The 17,026-nt window shown below is 68.4% G+C and carries 12 protein-coding genes; 7 read left to right on the plus strand and 5 right to left on the minus strand.

Annotated elements, in window-relative coordinates; translation table 11 throughout:
• Positions 1–335: 335 nt before the first annotated feature.
• Genes C447_RS00985 through C447_RS00995 form a run of 3 tightly spaced genes read left to right on the plus strand, consistent with a single transcriptional unit; the run spans position 336 to position 3,419 of the window.
• The gene (locus tag C447_RS00985) at positions 336–1,955 is read left to right on the plus strand and encodes a potassium channel family protein (protein ID WP_007689985.1); all 1,620 of its coding nucleotides are present in this window, start codon (positions 336–338) and stop codon (positions 1,953–1,955) included.
• 48 nt (positions 1,956–2,003) lie between these two features.
• Positions 2,004–2,885 (plus strand): DUF4349 domain-containing protein, encoded by an 882-nt coding sequence (locus tag C447_RS00990; protein ID WP_237713324.1) that lies wholly within the window; start codon positions 2,004–2,006, stop codon positions 2,883–2,885.
• Between the two features lie 39 nt (positions 2,886–2,924).
• Positions 2,925–3,419, plus strand: a complete 495-nt coding sequence (locus C447_RS00995) for a macro domain-containing protein (RefSeq protein ID WP_007689989.1) — start codon at positions 2,925–2,927, stop codon at positions 3,417–3,419.
• Positions 3,420–3,458: 39 nt separating this feature from the next.
• On the opposite strand, the gene C447_RS01000 is transcribed toward C447_RS00995, so the two are convergent.
• The gene (locus C447_RS01000) at positions 3,459–4,211 is read right to left on the minus strand and encodes an MBL fold metallo-hydrolase (RefSeq protein ID WP_007689990.1); all 753 of its coding nucleotides are present in this window, start codon (positions 4,209–4,211) and stop codon (positions 3,459–3,461) included.
• Positions 4,212–4,303: 92 nt separating this feature from the next.
• On the opposite strand from C447_RS01000, the gene C447_RS01005 reads away from it, so the two are divergent.
• The gene (locus C447_RS01005) at positions 4,304–5,764 is read left to right on the plus strand and encodes a hypothetical protein (RefSeq protein ID WP_007689992.1); all 1,461 of its coding nucleotides are present in this window, start codon (positions 4,304–4,306) and stop codon (positions 5,762–5,764) included.
• Here the strand turns inward: C447_RS01005 and C447_RS01010 are convergent, their stop codons facing one another.
• Together C447_RS01010 and C447_RS01015 are read right to left on the minus strand one after the other, a co-directional pair.
• Positions 5,765–8,467, minus strand: a complete 2,703-nt coding sequence (locus C447_RS01010; protein ID WP_007689993.1) for an AAA domain-containing protein — start codon at positions 8,465–8,467, stop codon at positions 5,765–5,767. It abuts the gene before it with no gap.
• Positions 8,468–8,573: 106 nt separating this feature from the next.
• Positions 8,574–9,803 (minus strand): inorganic phosphate transporter, encoded by a 1,230-nt coding sequence (locus C447_RS01015; RefSeq protein WP_007689994.1) that lies wholly within the window; start codon positions 9,801–9,803, stop codon positions 8,574–8,576.
• Positions 9,804–9,930: 127 nt separating this feature from the next.
• Here C447_RS01015 and C447_RS01020 point away from each other — a divergent pair, with 127 nt between their 5' ends.
• The 3 genes from C447_RS01020 to C447_RS01030 are packed head-to-tail and all read left to right on the plus strand — an operon-like array spanning position 9,931 to position 15,890.
• The gene (locus tag C447_RS01020; protein WP_007689995.1) at positions 9,931–12,066 is read left to right on the plus strand and encodes a type II/IV secretion system ATPase subunit; all 2,136 of its coding nucleotides are present in this window, start codon (positions 9,931–9,933) and stop codon (positions 12,064–12,066) included.
• The gene (locus tag C447_RS01025) at positions 12,063–14,078 is read left to right on the plus strand and encodes a type II secretion system F family protein (RefSeq protein ID WP_007689996.1); all 2,016 of its coding nucleotides are present in this window, start codon (positions 12,063–12,065) and stop codon (positions 14,076–14,078) included. The genes C447_RS01020 and C447_RS01025 overlap by 4 nt, the downstream gene beginning before the upstream one ends.
• Before the next feature lie 3 nt (positions 14,079–14,081).
• Entirely contained in the window at positions 14,082–15,890 is a 1,809-nt protein-coding gene (locus tag C447_RS01030) for a hypothetical protein (protein ID WP_007689998.1), read from the plus strand.
• Positions 15,891–16,075: 185 nt separating this feature from the next.
• Here C447_RS01030 and C447_RS01035 read toward each other — a convergent pair whose 3' ends face one another.
• On the minus strand, positions 16,076–16,504 hold the full coding sequence (locus C447_RS01035; protein WP_007690000.1) for an adenylyltransferase/cytidyltransferase family protein: 429 nt from the start codon (positions 16,502–16,504) through the stop codon (positions 16,076–16,078).
• The gene (locus C447_RS01040; RefSeq protein ID WP_029601709.1) at positions 16,501–16,983 is read right to left on the minus strand and encodes a Mov34/MPN/PAD-1 family protein; all 483 of its coding nucleotides are present in this window, start codon (positions 16,981–16,983) and stop codon (positions 16,501–16,503) included. Before C447_RS01040 ends, C447_RS01035 begins: the two co-directional genes overlap by 4 nt.
• Positions 16,984–17,026: the final 43 nt, after the last annotated feature.

Below are 17,026 nucleotides of genomic sequence, written 5' to 3' on the forward strand. Positions count from 1 at the left end.
ACCCGCGAGTTTCAAGTACGAACGTCGGTTCACCGATAGCCCCGCTCCCCCTCCCCATAGTTCCCCATCACTCCGTGGCATCATCACATAAAGAAACTCGCACCGTAAAAAATGTTTTTCAAGATCAACACCATGATGGAACCATTCGTCGATCGTCGTTATGTCGAGTCGGCTCGTTCTGAAACGATCGATTCTCGTGTCGTGAGACGGGCGGTAGCGGTCGATAGCGCGCGTGACGGCCGGCGAACCGAACCGCTCATGAGGGTCCGTTGGCGAACCCGAACGATGGACGGAGCTCCCGGAACGGTGGTTCGTCGTCCGGACGGAGGGGGACGATGAACACTTGGCAGCGTCGGGCGCTCTATTCGGCGGTCTCGCTCGGACTCCTGATCCTGGGCTACGCGGTGGTCTACGACTACGGGATGGCGACGTTCGAGGGCGAACCGACGACGTTTCTCCACTCCCTGCAGGTGGTCGTGGAGACGTTCACTACGACGGGCTTCGGCTCCGATGCGGGCTGGACCAGCCCCGCGATGAACGTCATCGTGATCGTGATGGACCTCACGGGGGTCGCACTGATCTTCCTCGCGCTCCCGGCGATCGTCTTCCCGCTGCTCGAAGAGACCTTCTCGACCAGCGCGCCGACCCACGCCGACCTCGACGGCCACGTCGTCGTCTGTGAGTACACCCCACGCGGCGAGACCCTGATCGAGGAGCTCGAAAGGCGGGAGATCCCCTACGTCGTGGTCGAACCCGACCGCGACCGGGCCGACGACCTCCACGAGGACGGGGTGAGCGTCGTCTACGGCAACCCCGAATCGGAAGCGACCCTGGAACGGGTGAATCTGGATGCCGCGCGGGCGCTGGTCGCCGATTCGACCGACGAGTCGAACGCCTCGATCGCGCTCGCGGCGAGCGAGAGCGGGACCCGCGTCATCGCGTTCGTCGAGGACACCGACGTCGCCGACTATCTCACCTACGCCGGCGCGGACGACGTGTTCTCGCCGCGGCGGCTCGTCGGCGAGAGCCTCGCGGACAAGGTCACGACGGCGGTCTCGCCGGAGCTCCGCGACGCGATCGAGATCAGCGACGAGTTCGAGGTGGCCGAGCTCACGATCCAGCCGGGGAGCGACCTCGCGGGCGTCACGATCGCCGAGAGCCGGATCACCGAGAACACCGGCGCGCACGTCATCGGGGCGTGGCTCCGCGGCGCGTTCGTCAGCCCGCCGGGCCCCGACACCCGTCTCGACGAACACTCCCTGTTGCTCGTGGCCGGCCGGGAGGAACAGCTCGAAGCCCTCAAACGGATGACGACGGCCGAAACCAGACCCTATCGACGTGGGAACGTCGTCATCGCGGGACGCGGCGAGGTCGGGTCGACGGTCGACGCGGCGATCGCGGCCGACGGGCTGGCGTCGGTCGTGGTCGACCTCGCCGACAAACCCGGCGTGGACATCGTGGGCGACGCCACCGAGGAGGCCGTGCTGAAGACCGCCGGCCTCGACGACGCGCTCGCGGTGGTGCTCGCGCTCCCCGACGACACCCAAACCGTGTTCGCGGCGCTCGTCATCCGGGAGCTCTACCCCGACATCGAGATCCTGGCGCGGGCGAAGGAGACCGAGAGCGTCGGGAAACTCTACCGCGCCGGCGCGGACTACGTGCTCGCGCTCGCCACCGTGAGCGGCCGGATGTTGGCCTCGACGATCCTCGACGAGGACGTCATGGACTTCGACAGCCAGATCGAGGTGCTTCAAACTACCTGTCCGAACCTCGCGGGTCGGACCCTCGCCGAGGCCGACGTCCGTGCCCGAACCGGCTGTACCGTCGTCGCGGTCGAGCGCGACGGCGAGATGCTCACCGACATCGGCCCCGACTTCGAACTCCGAACGGGCGACGAGGTGGTCGTGGTCGGGACCGACGAGGACGTCAACGGCTTCACCGCGTTGGCGGAGTAAGAAAATATCGGCCAAAAAACATATGCCGGCGGTCGGGCGACGCATGCTGTGCCCTCCCATATTCGCACGGTAGCGGTGGTCGTGATGCTCTGTATGGTCGTTCTCGCGGGCTGTAGCGGGTCGGGAGGCGCTGGCGGAAACCAGGCGAGCGGTGCGAGCGGTGGGGGCGGGAACGCGAGCGCCGGGATGGGTGGCGGGGGTGCCAGCGCCGGTGGCGGTGGAGCGGGCGAGGCCCAGCGGGCACAGCAGGTCCCACAGGCCATCATCAAGACCGGCCGCGTCCAGCTCGGGGTCGAGAACTTCAGCGTGGCCCAGCGAAACCTGACGCGGGCGACCCGAGAGGCGGGCGGCTACGTCAGCGCGTCGAGCGAAAGCACCTACACCGAGTCCGGCGAGAACGTCACCCGCGGCGAACTCGTCCTCCGAGTTCCCAGTCGAAACTTCACGGGACTGTTCTCGCAGGTCAAGAGCCTCGGAACGGTGCAGAACGCCGACAGCAACACCACCGACGTCTCCGGAAAGCTGGTCGACCTCCGGGCCCGGCTCAACAACTCGCGCGCCCAGCGCGACCGCCTCCGCGCGCTCTACGACAACGCCAGCGACACCGAGGCGACCCTCGCGGTCCAAAAGCGGCTCTCGACCGTGCAGTCGCGGATCGAACGCCTCGAAGGCCGGCTGTCGTCGCTCAACGACCGGGTCGCCTACTCGACCATCACGGTGACGTACGCCGAATCCAGCCCGAGCGCGCCGCCCGAGCAGTGGTACGACGTCGGGGTGGTCAGCGCGCTGGTCTCGTCGATGGAGGGTGTGGTCACCGCGATTCGGGCGCTCGTCGTCGGATTCGCGTACGCCGCACCGTACCTCCTGGTCTTCGGGGTCCCCCTCGCGCTGGTCGGCTACCTCGTCCTCCGTCGGCGAAACGCACTCTGACCGGCACGGGTTTTTGCACCGGGACGGCCAAGGCAGCACATGAACTTCGACGTCGTTCGGGGTGACATCGCCGCCCAGCGGGCCGACGCGCTCGTCAACGCCGCCAACACGGGGCTGGCGATGGGGTCGGGCGTGGCGGGCGCGCTCCGGCGCGGGGCCGGTGCGGGCATCGACGACGAGGCGGTCTCGAAGGGACCGGTCGACCTCGGCGGGGTGGCGGTCACCGACGCATACGACCTCGACGCCGAGTGGGTGATCCACGCCGCCGCGATGCCCCGGGGCGGGAGCGCGACCGCCGAGAGCATCCGCGACGCCACCGCAAACAGCCTCGAACGCGCCGACGAACTCGGGTGTACCTCGCTCGTCCTCCCGGCGCTCGGGTGCGGGATCGCGGGTTTCGACCTCCGCGAGGGGGCACGGATCATCGGCGAGGTCATCGCCGAGTACGAACCCGCGTCGCTCACCGACGTCCGGCTGATCGGCTACGACGGGGACGAGGTCGCGACCATTCGCGAGGCCACACGCGAGAACTGACGAATCCGATCGACGGGCCGAACGGGGATCCGTAACCGGTCACTCGACCTCGACCGCGAGGCCGTCACGGGCGAACCTGACGTCGCCGTCGTAGTGCGTTTTCACGGACGCGAGCATCTCCTCGTGGCGGCCCTCGGTGTGGGGGTAGAGGTGGGTGAGGTAGACCCGCCCGACCTCGACCCCCGACTCGGCGAGCGTCTCGCCCACCTGGCTCGGCGTGGGGTGGCCCGAGACGTCGACGTCGTCGGGAAACGAACAGTCGTGGGCCAGCACGGCCGAGCCGTCGGCGAAGTTCGCCAGCCCCGCGAACGCCTCGCTGTCGGCGCTGAAGGTGAACGCCGGCCCGTCGTCGTGGGTGAAGCGGTAGGCGAGACAGTACATCGAGTGCCGGGTTTCGCGGGCGTCGACGTCGAATCCCGCGAGCGAGAACGACTCCGCGACGACCTCGCGAACCCGGAGGTCGAGCCGGCCGTCGAGGTACTCGTGGACGTCGAGGAGGCCGTCGATCAGGTCCTTCGTGCCCTGCGGGCCGACGACTTCGAGATGCTCCGCGCCCGCGAGCCACCGGGCCTTCACCAACGGGAGGAGGTCCGCGACGTGGTCGAGATGGTGATGGGTCAGGAGGACCGTCGAAACCCCCTCGTAGCCCGTCTCGGTTCGCGCGAGCGCGTTGAGCACGCCGCTGCCGCAGTCAACGAGCAGCGAATCGTCGTCGGCGTCGAGGAGGAGTCCGGTCTGGGAGCGCCGGCCGCTCGGCATCGCGGCCCCCGTCCCGAGGAAGGTCACCTGCATAGCGAATCGGAGGACGGAGCGGGCAAAAGCGTTGCTCGCCGGCGTCGTGCTCAAGCCGAAGGCTCATGACTCTCACCGATGCACAACGGACAATGACAGCCTCCGAGGGCGAGCGCCGGGGCTTTTTCGCGTACTACCGTGAGTACGCGAAGTCCGGGCTCCACGCGGCGAGCGCGGCGGCGCTGACCGCGCTGATCGGGATCGCGAGTTTCACGGGCATCCGGTGGTTCGTCCTGGTCGCGATCGCGGTCTACGTCCTCCCGCCGGTGTTCCTCTACTCCACCGGCGAGGGTGAGCGAGTGCCGTCGGTCGTCGGCGAGGACACCGGTGGATCCGACGACGGACGCGGGTCGGGGGATGGCGAGAACGGGCGAACCACCCACGAAACTGAGACCGGTACCGGCGGTGACGCCGTCGGGAACGACACCGTCACGGATCGGAGGGCGGAACCCGACGAACACGACGCAGGAACCCAGTTCGACGCGGGTTCCGACGACGGGGATTCGACGGCCGGAACTCGTGACCGGAGTCGAGACCGGGACTCGGAACCGACGACGACGGCAGCCGAATCGGAGGACGGATCCGAAACCCCGGAGACCGACGACGAGCCCGAAGCCGGGCCGGAGGACGAGAACGAGGACGAACCGGCCGACGGAGGAGGTGCGGATCCCGAGGTCGAACCCGGTTGGGAGACGGTGGACACGCCGACCGAGGAGTCGTTGCTCGACGTGGTCGCGACCCCCGACGGCGCGTACGCGGTCGGCGAGAACGGGATCGTCCTCACCCGGGAGGACGACGGCTGGGCGGCCGCGGTCGAGGGCGGTCCGACGGCGAACGGGAACCCGCTCCGCGGCGTCGACGCGACCGCCGACGGCGGGGGGGTCTGGTTCGCGGGCGACAGCGGCGTGCTCGGGCGGTACGCTGAGGGGAAACTCACCGACCACTCCGCGCCGGAGGACCAGACGAGCACGTGGACCGACGTCGCGGTCACGGGGCGGGCGGGCGACGAACGGGTCCACCTCGTGAACGGCTCCGGCGAACTCCTCCGGGGGCGATACGACGACGGCCGCGTCTCGTGGGGCGAGGTCGAAAAACCCGGCAGCGGGTCGAGCATCTCGTCCGTCTCGTTCGTGGACGACGACCGCGGCTATCTCTGCGATACCAGCCAGGGCGTCTACGGGACCACCGACGGCGGCGAGAACTACGAACGGGTCGGCATCGACGACGCGAACACCGCCTTCACCGGGGTCGACGCCGCCGGGTCGACGGTCGCGGTGGCGTGTGACGACGGCGCGGTGTTCCGGTACGACGGTTCGGTCTGGACGCGGCTGCACGCCGCCGAGACGACGCTCTCGGCGATCGACCTCGCGGGCGAGTCGGGGCTCGCGGCGGGCGACGCCGGAACGGTCGTCGAACTCGTGAACGGAGGCTGGGAGGGAATCGAGACACCGGTCGACGCCGACCTGGCTGGGGCCGTCGCCAAGGATGGGTCGAGCGGCTTCGATATCGCCGTCGGGACGGGCGGGACGGTCATCGAACGTGGTGCGAACTGACTACTCGGCCCACTCGACCATCCGGGCGTAGCGCTCGTCGGACGTGAGCGCCTCGCGGTCGCCGACGAGCACGAGCGCCTTCTTCGCCCGCGTGAGCGCGACGTTCACCCGCCGCGGGTCCTCGAAGACCGGCGAGTCCAGCGTGCCGGTCGCGACGAACGAGACGACGATGACCTCCTTCGCCGAGCCCTGAAACCGGTCGACGGTGTCCACGGTCACGTCGGGCACCCGCCGGCGGATCGCCGCGGCCTGGGCGCGGAACGGCGCGATGACGCCGACGTCGTCGGGCGCGAGACCCGCCGCGACGAACGCGTCGACCGTCTCGCCCACCCTCTCGACTTCGGTGGGGTTGGTGTTGCCCCGCGCCGTCCCGTCGGGGTCGACGAACGCCACGCGGTCGCGGAGGTGTTCGGGGAGCGCGTCGTCGTCCACGCCCGGCAGGTCCGTGAGGTGCTGGGTGGCCACGTCAGGCGAGGCGGGCCTGAGCGCGCCGTCGTAGAACTCGCTCGACGGGAAGGCCTGAATTCGTTGCGCCATCCGGTACTGGGTGTCGAGCAGCACCGACGCGTCGGGATGGGCGTCGACCAGCCGCTCGAACAGCGACCGCGAGAGGTCGGCTGCATCCGTGGCGACGCCGCCATCCGACCGCGCGGACGCCGGATCGGTCGTCGATTCGATCTCGATATCGCTCTCGTCGGCCGCGTCCGCGGCCTGGACCACTGGCGGGAGCTGCTGGTGGTCGCCGACGAGCACGAATCGGTCGGCGAGCGTGACCGCCGCGAGCGTCGCGGGTTCGGTGAGCTGGCCCGCCTCGTCGACCAGCGCGACGTCGAAGGACTCCTCGCGCATGACCCGCGAGCCACAGCTCGCCGTCGTCGCCGCCACCACGGGCGCGTCCTCCAGCTCCCGTGCCCGCGCCTCGGGGTCGCCGCGGGTTTCGAGTCTGAAGCCCTGCATGTCCGCACGGACCCCGTGTTCGGTCCCCACGCGAACGAACTCCTCGAACCCCTGCTCGCGGAGCGCCTCCAGTGCGTTGTCGACCGCGCGGTTCGTGAATCCCGAGAGGAGGACGCGTTCGCCGCGCTCGACCAACGCCTGGATGGTGCGCGCGATGGTGTAGGTCTTCCCGGTGCCCGGCGGGCCGTGGACCAGCGCGCAGTCGTCGGCCCCGACCGCGAGCCGCACCGCCCGGTTCTGGGCGGGGTTGTTCGGGATGAATTCCTCGTCGACCTCCCGAAATTCGGGCTCGCGCCGTCCGAAGAGCACGTCCTTCCGGTCGGGGTCGCCGGCCAGCACCGCGTTGTGGAGCGCCGTGAGCATCCCGTCGACCCCCATCTCCGAGGGGTAGACGTCGAGCCGGCGGAGGTCGACCGGCTCCTCCGTGCTCACCACGACCTCGTCGTCGAGTTCGAGCACCCGACCCATCTCGGCGGTGCCGTAGACGGGGTCGCCGTCGCTCGCGAGCACCACGTCGCCCTCGCGGATCTTCGAGACCGGGTCGTCACACCGCGCACGGAGTTCCCAGCCGCCGTCGACCTCGGTTTTGCCTACTGGTTCGAGGTCGATGAGCGCCCGGTCGGCGTCGGCGCGCTCTTCGGGGGTCTGGGTCCAGAGCTTCGCGTACTCCCGGTGGACCGCACGGCGCTCGGCCTCGATGGCCCGATAGAACCGCGCGAAGTACGCGCGTTCCTCGGCGGGCAGCGCGCTCCCGATCCCCCCCGCCTTCGATTCCTGGTCGAGCCGGCCCGAGACCACCATGCAGGTGTCCTGTTCGAAACAGTACTCACACCGCGCGTTGGCCTCGTAGCCCGTCGGTACCGTCGAATCGAGCGCCATCGCGACCAGCCGGTTGCGCTGGCGGACGACGTAGCCGAGCAAACCGTCGTTGAGCGAGAAGTCCTTCGCGGGCGAGAGGTCGCCGTCCTCCTCGCTCCTGTCGAGCGCGGCGTTCTTCGTGTAGATGAGGGTACCCGTATCGGGTGCGGGTCCGCGCTCCCCAAGGAGAAGCGCATAACAGGCGACCTGGATCTTGTCCTGGAATCGCGGCTCGCTCTTCGTGTTCTTCCCAGTTTTCAGTTCTACGGGGGAACCCCGACGGACCGCGTCGGCCCGACCTTTGAGGCCGTAGCGTTCGCTGATCAGGGTCTGCTCGGAGCGCCACTCGTCCTCGTCGTCGAGCGTGCCCTGCCGGAGCCAGCCGTCGATGGCGCGGGCGTGGTCGGCCACGTCCGCCCGGACCTGCTCGGGGTCGCGGCCGAGGAGCCCGAGGTCGAGACCCGCCTCCTCGACCCGGTCGTCGATCGAAGCCTCGACCTCGCTCCCCCGAAGCAGGTCGGAGAAGACCTCGTGGACGATGGTTCCCTTCACCACCGGGTAATTGAGCGGGATTCCGGACATCGAGTTGAGGTACTCCAACCTGGGACACTGGACCCACGAGCGAACGTCGGTGACGTTCACGAGGTAGTCGGGCTGGAGCACCACCCGCGAATCGCCGGTCGTGGCGTATCCCCCCTCACCGTCGTAGTCGTTCGCCTCGACGCCGACGGTGAGCACGTCCATCCCCGCTCGGGCGTAGTCCGCGGTTTCGGCCCACTTCCCCCAGCAGGTCAGCGTCACGGGGTCGGCACGACCCCCGTCCGGTCGGAGCGTGAGTTCGGCGAGGTCGCGTTCGCCGTACCGGGTCTCGACCTGTCTCTTATACACATCTCTGATGGCGCGAGGNCTCGACCAGTACGCCCCGGAGTTCGGTCACATCGGAGACGGGGCAGGGAGGCGAAAAACGCTATCGATCACCCACATCGCGAGCGGCTCAGCCACCGTAGATCGGAAAGAGGCTGAAGAGAACGTACGAGGCGGCCGCCGACAGGGAGGGCGTGAGGATCCAGAGCATCACGACCCGGCCCGTCGCCGACGGGTCGAAGAGCTCCTGGGAGGTGAAGTCCGCGGGGTCCTCGTCGCCGATCCGGGGGACGTCGGACTCCGGAACGTCGCCGCCGTCGGGCGTGCCGTCGGCGTCGATCGCCTCGGGCGAGTCGGCCGCGAGCGCACCCGTCGTGAGGGTCGCGCTCTCCTCGCCACGGTAGGCCGCCGACGCCGCGTCCGCGATGGTGGTCGTTCGGGTGGCCCGTCCCCAGCCGAGGCCGACGATACACATCGTGGCGCTCACGGCCAGGCTCGCCGGGATCCCGAGTCGCGAGAGCACGGTGATGATGGTGGCGCTCACGCTCGCGACGATGAGGGAGGCCAGGAGGGGGAGGTCGGTGAGGTCGTTGCCGATGGTGTCGAGGGTCCGCCGGGCGATCGTGAACGCGCCGAGGCCGATCGCGGCGGCCGCGAGCAGGACCCCCTGGTCGGCCGTGACCGTACCGCCGCCGACGAGGGGGGCGACCGCGTTGGCGACGTTCGACGCGCCCGCCGAGAACGCCATGTAACAGCTGATCGCGAGCACGACGGCGCTCCAGAACACCTCCTTCGATGTCGTTCCCGGTGCGGGTCGCGGAACGGGAACCGGGCCGGTCCGGTCGACCGTCAGGAGTTCGCTGTCGGACTGGTCGAGCGCGAACCACGCGTCGAGATAGGGATAGAGGTAGCGACCGATCACCGCACACACCCAGAAGGCGACCACGGGGGCGACGAGCCACCAGGAGACGATCCCACCCATCACACCCCAATCGAGGGTGTGGCTGGCGAGACCCATGCCCGCGATCGCGCCGACCGCCGTCATCGAGGTCGAGGCCGGCACGCCGAAGAGGTTCGAGATGAGGAGCGCGAGGCCGACGAAGAACAACACCGCGACGCTCGCCCCGAGGGTGAACTGGCTCGACGGAACGATATCGCCACCCATCGTCTTCACCACCTCCCGGCCGTAGGTCCAGCCACCGACCAGCGCGAAGAGGGTGAAGAGCGCCGCCGCGCCGTTCTTCGAGACCAGCCGGCTCCCCACCGCCGGCCCGAACGCGACGCCGGTCGAGGAGCCACCGATGTTGAAACCGACGAAGACCGCGACGCCGATCCCAACGAGAAGGAGTATCGAAATCACGTGTAACTTATGTGAATGGGGGTCGGTAAAAGGTATCGTTCCGCCCGACCCTGGTTCCTCGACCGGACGGTCGGAATGACTCGGTCCCTGCGAGAGTTTTTATTCGAGAAGGAGGCCAGGCCGGCCAATGTCGGAGTCCGATGGTTCGTTCGCTCGCGACCCGCCCGCGAGCACCGACTTCGCGGACCGTATCGCCGCCGCGGCCGAGATGGCCGGTGGGCTCGCCCGCGTCGTGGACGCCAGAACGGTGCTGGTCGACGACGCGGTCGACGAGGACGACTTCTTCACGGCGGTCGACGGGCGGACCACGGTCGCGAACCGGTACGACCTCGAAAAGGCGGTGCCGCTCGACCTGAAACCCCACTTCCGGGAGGTCACGCGCTACTGGGTCAACGAGCCCTACTCGTTCGTGGTTATCTTCCACTCGACGCGCGAAAACGAGCGGAAGTACTACCTCGTCGAACCCCACCTCACCCGGATCGAGGCCGACCTGAAGGCGTTCCTGACCCGGAAGCTCAGGACCGGGATCACCTACTCGGACGACGAGTCCGTGGCCGATGGCGACGGGTCCCAGCGTGCGGCCGTCATCGAGACCGAGACGGAGCGACTGCTCGAACGTTACGACCTCTACGAGGGGGCCGTCACGGACGCGGGACGTTCGGGCGTTCTCGGCGGGCTGAAACGCCTCCTTCGGCGGGGAGCGAGCGGGGCGGCTGGAACGGCCGACGGACGAAACGATTACGAGGGAGTCTCGGCCCGACCCGAACCCGCGGTGCTCGACGAGGACGCGAAGACGCTCTCGGAGTACCAAGTCGAGAAGCTCGGCTACTATCTCCGGCGGGACTTCGTCGGCTACGAACGTATCGACGGCATCAAACACGACGTCAACGTCGAGGACATCTCGTGTGACGGCTACGACTCGCCGGTGTTCGTCTATCACACCGACCGCGAACAGCTAATCACCAACGTCCGCCACGGCGAGGGCGACCTCGACGATTTCGTGGTGAAACTCGCCCAGCGCTCGGGGAAGGGGATCTCGAAACGCCAGCCCCAGGTCGACGCCACCCTGCCAGACGGCTCGCGCGCCCAGCTCACCCTCGGTCGCGAGGTCTCCGACCACGGCACCAACTACACCATCCGGCAGTTCAAGGACGTCCCCTACACCCCGGTCGACCTCATCAACTGGCACACGTTCAGCATCGAGGAGATGGCCTTCGTCTGGCTCTGCATCGAGAACGGCCGGTCGATGCTGTTCGCCGGCGGGACGGCCTCGGGCAAGACGACGAGCCTCAACGCCGTCTCGCTGTTCATCCCGAGCAACGCCAAGATAGTCTCGATCGAGGACACCAGAGAGCTCGAGATCCCCCAGCGGAACTGGGTCGCTTCGGTGACGCGGCCCTCCTTCAGCGCCGACGACGTCGGCGACGTCGACGAGTTCGCGCTCCTCGAAGCCGCGCTCCGCCAGCGCCCCGACTACATCGTGATGGGCGAGGTTCGGGGGGAGGAGGGCCGAACCCTCTTTCAGGTGATGAGCACGGGCCACACCTCGCTCACCACGTTCCACGCCGACAACGTCGGCGAGGTCATCAAGCGGTTCACGACCGACCCGATCAACGTCTCGAAGACGCTGTTCACGGCGCTCGACCTCGTGAGCGTCCAGACCGCGACGCGGGTTCGCGGGAAGAAGGTCCGCCGGAACCGGGCGCTCACCGAGATCAACTACTACGACGCCGAGCACGACGAGATCAACGTCCAGGACGTCTACCAGTGGCAGGCCGAGACCGACGACTACCTCCGACTCGGGAGCTCGAACACCCTCGAATCGATCCGGTTCGACCGGGGCTGGTCCCAGGACCGGCTCTCCGCCGAGGTCTTCAAGCGGAAGGTCGTGTTGGCCTACCTCGTCGACCGCGGGCTCAACACCTACACCCAGGCCGCCGCCACGCTCCAGGCGTTCATCAACGACCCCGATACGATCCTCTCGCTGATCGCGAACGACCGGCTCGAAGCCAGTCTCGACGACTTGCGCGGGATGGAGAGCGTACGGATCGACACCGACCCCGCGAAGGAGGCGATGGTCCCCCGCCCCGAGCCCTCCGACGAGCTGCGACGGCTCACCGGGTCGATACTCGAAGCGGCCGAAGCCGAGCTGTTCGAGGAGTACGACGATCGGTCCACGCCGAGCGTCGCCGCCGCGGTCGCCGACGGCGGCCGCGCGGATGAGGGGTCGGGAGCACCGACGGGGCCGGAGGACGAACCGTGAGCCACGGGATCGGCGGGGGCTACGCGGGCGGAGCACGGACGTTCGGCGACCGGTTCTACGGCCTCTACCGACGGCTGTTCGACGACGACGGCGACTTCGTGGACGACATGGAGCGAACGCTGGCGGCGGCCCGGATGCCGGACACCGTCGAGATCTACCTCTCGCGTGCGCTCGGCGTCGGGGTCGCGGTCGGCGCGCTGTTGTGGATGCTCGCCACGGTCGTCGGCTTCCTCCTCGTCGAGCGCTTCGTGAACGGCGTTCCGAAGCTCACCGACCTCCGGGTGCTCCACGGCACCGCGCTCGAACTCTTCGAGGCCGCGGAGCTCCCGCTGTTGGTCGGAACGTCGGGGCTCGTCTGTGGGTTCGTGGGGTTCACGATCGGGTTCGGCACGCTCGTCACGATCCCCTACGTCCGGGCGAACGCCAGGAAGCGCGAGATCAACGTGCTGCTCGCGGATTCGGTCTCGTTCATGTACGCCCTCTCGCTCGGCGGGCTGAACCAGCTCGAAATCTTCGAGGCGATGGCGGGGGCCGACGACACCTACGGCGCGGTCGCGAAGGAGTTCGAGTCGATCCACCGCGAAACCGAGTACTTCGACACCGACTACCGGACCGCGATCCGGCGGCAGTCGATCCGAACCCCGAGCGAGGAGCTGAGCCAGTTCCTGACCGACATGCTCTCGGTCATCGACTCCGGGGGCGATATGACGACGTTCCTCCGGGACAAGAAGGACAAACACCTCCGCACCTCGAAACAGGAGCAGTCGCTGGTGCTCGAAACCCTCGAACTGTTCGGCGAGATGTACGTCACGCTCTCGGTGTTTCCCCTCCTCCTGGTCGTGATCCTCGTCGTGATGAGCATGATCGGCGGCTCAGGGACGCTCCTGCTCTATCTGACGGTCTACGGGCTGATCCCCCTGATCGGTGTCGGCTTTACGGTGCTGGTTTCGACGGTGAAACAGGACGAGGTCGGCGACGGCTACCTCCGACCCGACGGGGTCGCGGACGCACCGACCCCGAGGACGGGTCGCTCTCGGCTCACCGACCCCGGCCTGGTCGGGGAGTACACCGGTCGACACGCGGTGTTCGATCGGATCCGCGACCGCGAGGGGACCCATCGGACCGCCGAACTCCTCGCGAGGCCACACCGTTTCTTCCGGGACCGCCCGCTCGCCGTGCTCGCGCTCACGGTGCCCGCCTCGGTGGTCTTGCTGGCCTTCGCGGTGCGCTCGGGACGCGCCCCCACGTCGCTCGACGGGTTCGTCGAGCGCTCGGTGGTCGGCACCGTCCTCTGGGTCTACGTGCCGCTGTACGTCAACGGTCTGCCGCTCGCGGTGTTCTACGAGTGGAACGTCCGGTCGCGCCGTCGGGTCACGGGCAAGCTCTCGGAGACGCTCCGGAAGTTGTCGAGCGCCAACAGTACCGGATTGACTCTCCTCGAATCGCTCCGGGTCGTCGCCGAGACTTCCTCGGGGCGGCTCGCGAACGAGCTTCGGACGGTCGCCACGAAGGTCGACTACGGGACGAGCCTGACGACGGCGCTCGTCGCGTTCAACAACGAGTATCACGTCCCGCGGCTCGCGCGGACGGTGAACGTCATCGGCGAGGCACAGGAGGCCTCCTCGGAGATCACGGAGGTGCTCTCGACGGCGGCGCGCGCGAGCGAGAACCAGGACGCTGTCGAGCGCGAACGGCGCTCCCAGGCCAGAATGCAGGTCGTGATCGTCGTGTTGACCTTCCTCACCCTGCTCGCGGTGATGGCGGTCCTGAAGGTGAACTTCCTCGATACGGTGGCCGGGCTCGATACGGGGGCAAGCGGGGCGGCGTCGGCAGGGCTCGGAGCCACCATCGACGTCGACCTGATGGGAATGCTGTTCTTCCACGCCGTGACGATCCAGGCGGTCACGTCGGGGTTCATCGCGGGCTACATCCGGAGCGGCACCCTCCTCACCGGGACGAAGTTCGCGGTGGTACTCCCGACCGTCGCGCTCGCGGTCTTCGCGGTGATCTAACCCATGGGGCGATTCACCCAACGAGCGGGATCCGACGAGGACCGTGCGGTCTCGCCCGTGGTGGGGTTCGTCCTGATCTTCGCGCTCGTGATGATCGTCTTCACGGTCTACCAATCGAGCGTCGTCCCCGCCCAGAACAGGGCGGTGGAGTTCGAACACAGCCGGACGATCGAGAGCCAACTGGAGCAGTTGAGCGCGGCGGTGGTGAACACCGCGACCGCCCCGGAGGGAGCCAGTCCGACTCGGCGGACGACCGTCCAGCTGGGGGTTCGGTATCCGACGCGGCCGTTCGCGGTCGACCCCGGTACCCCGGTCGGGTCGCTCGAATCGACGGAGCCACGGTCGGTCGTCGTCTCCGGTCTCGACGCCGAGAGAGGTGACGGGACCCAGACCTTCAACACCACGTTCGTCACCTACCGTCCGACCTACAACCAGTTCAGCGAGCGACGGGAGATCGCGCTCGAATACAGCATGTTGCTCGAACGGTATTCGGGGACCGACACCGTGCTGGCCGACGCCACGGACGGAACGTTCGGCGACGACGCGGTTCGGCTGGTCCTCCTGAGCGGCGACCTCGACGAGCGGGCGGTCTCGACCGTGGTCACGACCGAGAGGACGGGTCACTGGAACACGACCGTCCCGTCCGGCGGCGCGACCGTCGACCTCCCGACCACGCTCCCACGCTCGCAGTGGCAAACGATCCTCGACGAGCACGGCTACGCCCGGCTTCTCGACTACGACGACTCGCCGGGGACCAGCAGGGTCAGAGTTCACATCGACGGCGGAACCCGACTCGCGGCGGAGAAGGTGTCCATCGGCGAGGGGACCGACGATGGGTTCGACCTCGAACCGTACCTCACGAACGTCACCTCGCACGCGCCGGCGGTGAACGCCGATGGCAACCGAGCCGTCGTCGTTCGGGCGGTCGACGAGTTCGGCGGGCCGCTCGGGGATGTCGATCTCGAAGCGACCACCAACGGCTCCGGAACGCTGGAACCGGCCAGCGCCGACGCCGGCGACGACGGGAAGGCGTCGTTCGTCTACACGCCGGGAGGCGACGACGGCGGACGGACGGTCGGCGTGACGGTCGCGCTCGCCGACGACGAGAGCCGGTCGGAGACGTTCGGCCTGAACTACCCCGCGGGTGACGACGGCTCGGCCAACGAAACGTCGGCGAACCGTGCGCCGCTCGACGCGAACCTGACGAACACGGGCACGGTGAACCGGCTCGCGTTCGAGGTGCGGTCCTCGTCGCTCGCGGTCGCCGGGTTCGCGGTCGTCACGAAGGGCGACGCCGCCGCGCTGAACGGAACGGGCGGGCCGAATCGGTTTCGGATCGCCGACGCGACGGCTATCGAGGGCGACTCCGGCGACGGCCCGCTCCGATACGCATCACGGGAACCGATCCGTTTCGACGGGCAGACGTACGTCTTCGAGAACGGACCCCGACGGGTCGACTCCTCGACCGTCTCCCTTTCTTCGTGGCCGACCACGACGGGTGTCGAGGCGACGGGCGTCGTCGATTCCTACGACGAAGCCGACGTCGTCGTCTACCTCGTGCTCGCGGACGGCAGGAGACGGCCGGTGTACATCGATGCGACGACACCCGACGGGACGACGACCACGGCCGAATCCCTCACTCGGGCGCGTACCGCCAGACGGCCGTTCCCGGCCCGGGTTCCGAGACGCCCGGAAGTTCGCGAAGCAGTGGCGAGACCAGCGCCTCGTACCACTCGGTCGGCGCGAGCCCGGCGTCGCGCCGCGGGTGGACGTTTGCCACGAGGCCGAGCCGCGAGGCGGTCCGGTGGGTGATGAGGTGTTTGTAGGCCGCGAGGAGGGCGTCGTCACGGGCGGGTGTGCGGTCGAGCGGGCTCGACTCGTAGGAGAGGGCTTCGACGACCGCCCGGGTGTTCGGCGTCCCGGCGGCGGAGGTGGACATAGTATCACGTATCGAGAGCCACAAGAAAAGGGTTCGTCAGACGGTCGTCGGACGGGTCTCAGCAGCGCTGCTCACAGATCCGGTCGACGATCCGACCGGTCGAGAGGAGTTCGTCGTCGTAGGAGGGGGTTCGACCCGCCGCGCGTTCGACGGAACAGTCGATACCGCGCTCGTCCAGCGCCCCCTCGATCGCGTGCTCGTCGTGGTGTTGGTCGTGACCGAGCACGATCACGTCTGGGTCTATCCGTTCGATGGGAACGAAGATATCCTCGCGGTCGCCGAGCACCGCGCTGTCGACGGGGTCGAGCGCGCCGACCATGTCGCGGCGCTGGCGGTCGGCGAGCACGGGCGTCCGTTTGTGAGAGACGTTCTCGCGACGGGCGATGATGACGTGGAGTTCGTCGCCCATCGCCGCCGCCTCCTCCAGGTACTGGAGGTGGCCCGGGTGGAGGATGTCGAAGGTGCCCTGGGCGACGACCGTCGTCATCGAAGCTCCTCGTCGATGTCGGCCTGGGTGAAATCGAAGAACTCCTCGTCGTCGGGGAGCGAGACGTCGAGCACCTCTAGATCGCGTGGTTCGCCCTCGTTGTCGAACGCGCGCCAGTCGTCGGGTCCGTAGGGCGCGCCCAGAATGACGTGGGCCTCGCCGCGGCCGAAGGTGGCGCGGTCGGCGGCGCTCGGGCGGAGCACGCCGTTCGGGTGGGAGTGTATCGAGCCCGCGGCACGCATGTCGTTGGGGACGAGGCTGGTTTTCACGGTGGCGCTCACGGGGTTCGATCTGGTTCCGGGGATGACGAGCACGTCGGTGATCACGATGCCGGCGTCGTCGAGCCCCAGCTCGCTCGCGTTCTGGCTTCTGAGGAGGCCCATGTACTCGTCAGGGTGGGTCTCGGCGGCCGCCGACCGCGCGAAATCCAGCGTCTCGGCGGCGATCCCGAGGAGAGTCGGTGAACCGAACAGCCCCATGCGTGGGATCCGGCTGGCGTCCATCTAAGGGTTCCGAACACCG

Source organism: Halococcus hamelinensis 100A6, from assembly GCF_000336675.1.
GTDB classification, from domain to species: Archaea; Halobacteriota; Halobacteria; order Halobacteriales; family Halococcaceae; genus Halococcus; species Halococcus hamelinensis.